3 protein-coding genes are annotated in these 3,832 nt (G+C 25.8%); all 3 read left to right on the forward strand.

Annotated elements, in window-relative coordinates; all coding sequences use genetic code 11:
• The first annotated feature begins 506 nt into the window (after window positions 1-506).
• Genes WBG30_RS03355 through WBG30_RS03365 form a run of 3 tightly spaced genes read left to right on the forward strand, consistent with a single transcriptional unit; the run spans window position 507 to window position 2,905 of the window.
• Window positions 507-1,328, forward strand: a complete 822-nt coding sequence (locus tag WBG30_RS03355) for a hypothetical protein (RefSeq protein ID WP_424503232.1) — start codon at window positions 507-509, stop codon at window positions 1,326-1,328.
• A 27-nt stretch (window positions 1,329-1,355) separates the two neighbouring features.
• Window positions 1,356-1,955, forward strand: coding sequence for a hypothetical protein (locus WBG30_RS03360; protein WP_424503233.1), 600 nt, complete (start codon window positions 1,356-1,358; stop codon window positions 1,953-1,955).
• 32 nt (window positions 1,956-1,987) lie between these two features.
• A complete protein-coding gene (locus tag WBG30_RS03365; RefSeq protein ID WP_424503234.1) occupies window positions 1,988-2,905 on the forward strand; it encodes a hypothetical protein in 918 nt (305 codons plus the stop codon).
• Window positions 2,906-3,832 lie beyond the last annotated feature (927 nt).

A 3,832-nucleotide genomic window follows, 5' to 3' on the forward strand; every position in this document is an offset into this window, starting at 1 on the left:
AAGTGGTAGGTGAAAAACAATAAGCAAGTAATAAGTTTATAAAACTGTCTTTTTGGGTCATCGAAACTGGTTTTTTGGGTCATTATGACTGTCTTTTTGGGTCATTATGTGTGGTTTTTTGGGTCTACATGTTGATTGTATACCAATAGTAAGTAAGGCTAGAACCGAGGTAAAAGCTTTTAAAAGTCTTTAAAATATATTAAAAACGTGGGCTTTTGAACTCTTCCTTCTTATGGTTTCTCTTGGTAAAAGAAACCAAAGTAATGAATATAAGGGGTAGAGAGGAATAAGTGAATTAATCTTATAGTTATTAAGGGATGGTAAGAGAACTCTCTCTTATGTTCTCTCTCTTTGAGGATAAAGAGAGAGGAGGCAAAAGGAAGTAACTAGGTAGGGAGTGCCCAGAAAAAGGGGGTAAAGTAGATAATAAAAGGGAAAAGGAGTATACTTGATTTTGTGAAGAGTTATTTTAATGAAAAAATGAAGAAAAGGGAGAAGAAATAAAAATGGCTAATTTAAAATTTAATGAAAAAAAATTATTTGAAAAATTATTTAATAGAGGTGGATATGTTTTAGATTTTTCTGATAGAACATTTAGAGAATTTTTTAATGATTTTAATATAAATATTTTTTCTGAAAAATATAATAAAAATAGTGGCTCAAAAATGAATAGATTAAGAGCTTTTTGGGAGTTAGAAGGTAATATTTTAGTTGCTGAAGTTTTAACTGAATTATTAAATATATCTAAAGGTATCGATAAAATAGATAAGAAAGATCTTGAAGAAGCTGAAAGGTATATTTTTAAATTATCGGGTAAAGTAAAAAAAGTAGAAACAGAAACAGAATTTTTAGATCTTAAATTTTCAAAATTTGATTTATCTTTATTAAATTTAGATATAGGAACAGAATCTATTATTGAACAAAGAATAGAAGAAATAAAAAAATGTTTAAATTCTGGGGCTTCACTTTCAGTAATTTTTTTATGTGGAAGTGTTTTAGAAGGTATTTTATTGAATTTATTCTCAAAAAATATGGTTAAATTTAATACGTCAAAATCTGCACCAAAAGATAAAAGAGGCAAAGAAAACAAAGTAAAAGTTAAACCATCTAGTCAATGGACTTTAAGTGATTTTATAAATGTAGCACATCAAGAAAATTTTATAGGGCTAGATATAAAAGAATATAGTCATACACTTAGGGATTTTAGAAACTTTATTCATCCTGCACAGCAAAGTTTGATGAAATTTAATCCTGATATTCATACTGCTAAAATAAGTTGGCAAGTTCTACAAGCAGTAATTGCTGACTTAACAGGAAATAGAAAATAAATTTTTATTATTAGTAGGAGGAACCAAATGGAAGATAATAAATTACCTTATTTAAACTCATTTGAACAATCAGTTAATCTTATTGACTTTAGTTTAAGATCTATAGAAAACTGGGATAATGATATATTAATTTTAGAAGAATTATTAAGAATAAACCATAGGGGATGGGAGTTATTTTTTAAAACTTATAAACATCTTTTTTCAGAAAAGATGGAAAAAGGCCATTCTTTAATTAAGTTGATTGAAAGCATTGAAAAAAATGATTTAATATGGTTTAAATTACAAAATATGAGAAAATTATTTGAATCAGATTTATACAGGAGTTATTTTGAACTATTAGATAATTTATTTAATGATACAGCAAGTAGATATGCTAATATAAACGATATTATAGGAGTTCGAAGTAAACACTATATTGTTGATCAATGGTTAACTAATCATAACTTAATAAAAGATTTAAAAACAATGTATTCAGATATAAAGTTGATTATTCTAGAAATTAATCGTGTCTCTTTAAGGTTTTTCGCTATGCATTTTTCTTATAATGAAAATTCTGAATATAAATTATATACTCCTTATTTTATAAAAATAGGATGTTATAAATATTGGAATGATAAATTTTTGTAAATTAAAAGTTAATAAATGTCAAAAAAAGTGAAATGTTAGAGTTTTATTGTCAAGGAGGAAAAAAAATCGATATTTTATTAAATGTAGTTAATCAAAATATATTTAATACAAGAGAGTTAGCCAGTATATTTTGGGGTATTATTATATTTATATGGATGTTAAAGAAAAAATCTACAAGAGATGGAATTTTAAAAATAATAAAATTATTTTTTGCACCACAATTATTTATATATTTTTTAATAGAAGGGGTTTATTTTAGTTTTATTATTTTTACATTATGGAAAATTGGATACTGGGAAATAGGCTATCTAAAAGATACTATCAAATGGTTTATCTTTGTTGGAAGTGTAATTACATTTAATTATTCTAACCTAAAAAAAGAGGGTAACTTTTTTAGAAATTATCTTAAAAAAATCATAACTTTTGGATTATTATTTGAATTTATAGTAAATTTTCACACATATTCACTAATAGTGGAGATATTTTTAATACCTATTATAACAACTATAGTAATAAGTAAAATAATGATTGATAAAAAAGACGAATACAAAATATTAATAAAACCATTTAATTATTTAGAAGCAGCAATTGGGCTAATGATAATATATTCTGGATTTAAAAATATATATGATAGTTATAATCAAATATTAAATGAAGAAACTTTAAAAAGTTTTTTCTTAACTCCATTAATGATGATTTTATATTTACCATTTGCGTATATCTTAATTTTAGTAGTTGAGTATGAAAGTATTTTTATTAGATTAGGAATGGGAAATAAAAAAAGTAGAAAAATTAAATTATTAGTTAAATATTTTATACTAAAAGAATGCTTGTGGGATTTAAATAAATTAAGAGAAGTAAAAAGTATGGGACTTTATAATATTATGTCGATAGAAACAAGAAAAGATGTTGATGCAATGAGGTTAGTATATAAAGAAAATTTTAAGTGATGTAAAATAAAATATAAAAGATCCAAGAGAGAATTCACAAGATTTATCTTTACTGGGTTTTTTTCTCTTTTATAATCATTTAAGTTCTTTTAAGTCTTTTAGTGGAGACCTAGGCTTAGAGGCTGTAAGAGTATAAGTCGGAAGGAATGTAGTTTGGTATGGTAAAAAGAAAGGCACTATCTGAATTGGCTAAAAAAGGGAAATATCATCTGATAGAAACTCTGATGAATCTGAAAACAGATTAAGAAGTTGAGAAGTTTATGGAGAATGAAACAGTTTTATGAGGTTTATTCAGAAAATGAAAAACTCGCCACAATGAGGCGAGTTTTTTCACTAAATTAATACCAAAAGAAATTCTGAGAACCAAAATGAATGAACTATATGAAATGTTAGAAGAGGATAAGAATAATAATTAATTGCCTCTACATATTTGGGTATTAAATTAATCAGTAATATATATATTTACTTGTTTTTATTGAGGTTTAATGAAATGTAGGCAGAATGTTAATTCTAAGTATTAACTCCTTCTTTTGATGGTTTCTCTAGTATTAGAGAAACCGAGGTCGAGGGATACTTCGGCTTCGCTCAGTAATCAGAGAAAAAAAGATCTAGGAGATGAGCCAAAAGGCTTATTTTTACTGGGTCTTTTTTGTTTTGTCTTAATTTATGGACATAGCTTTTTTGTCTTTGAGGTGTTTACCTAGAATTCACAAGAGAGAAAATAATCACCTCAATAAAATAAAGGAAATTAATATATTTATGTAGTATATATAAATAGTGGATATAAGGGAAAATATGGGGGTGAATCAAGTGGGGTTAGAATTTGTATTCGAACTGCTTAAAAAGTTCCAGAATCAAGAGGATAAGGACGAGATGAAAATCATCAATGGAGAGTTCTATTATAAGGGCCAGGTAATGGACAAACAA

Source organism: Psychrilyobacter sp., from assembly GCF_049671765.1.
Lineage (GTDB): Bacteria > Fusobacteriota > Fusobacteriia > Fusobacteriales > Fusobacteriaceae > Psychrilyobacter.

Coding starts and splice junctions, on each gene's coding strand:
- WBG30_RS03360 (WP_424503233.1), top strand. CDS start 1,356: ATGGAAGATAATAAATTACCTTATTTAAACTCATTTGAACAATCAGTT.
- WBG30_RS03365 (WP_424503234.1), top strand. CDS start 1,988: ATGTTAGAGTTTTATTGTCAAGGAGGAAAAAAAATCGATATTTTATTA.
- WBG30_RS03355 (WP_424503232.1), top strand. CDS start 507: ATGGCTAATTTAAAATTTAATGAAAAAAAATTATTTGAAAAATTATTT.